General features: G+C 56.4%; 1 protein-coding gene. It reads left to right on the forward strand.

Annotated features, from left to right (window positions below):
- Positions 1 to 35: 35 nt before the first annotated feature.
- On the forward strand, positions 36 to 241 hold a 206-nt coding region (locus tag KVT27_RS25925), incomplete at its 3' end, for a hypothetical protein (RefSeq protein ID WP_217582308.1).

Raw genomic sequence — 241 nt, forward strand, 5'->3', positions numbered from 1 at the left:
GAGATTGCCGCCTCTACCGCGCGCCGTGCGCGATCATGGTCCCAATCAACGCCATCGCAAGTCGCAAGCGCTTCTTGGAAGACCGGAAGCCAAGTATTTTCGTCGCCCAGGCCGTGGCGGATCCAAACTTTTTGGGCCGCTTTGTCCAGTTGCCGTATCCGGACGATGAAGGAATGCCCCATGCCCCCAGCGAGTACTTGAGGAATCGCTTGATCCAGCACATTCATGGTGTAAAAGAGTT

This window comes from Lysinibacillus sp. GbtcB16 (assembly GCF_019091145.1).
Lineage (GTDB): Bacteria > Bacillota > Bacilli > Bacillales_A > Planococcaceae > Lysinibacillus > Lysinibacillus fusiformis.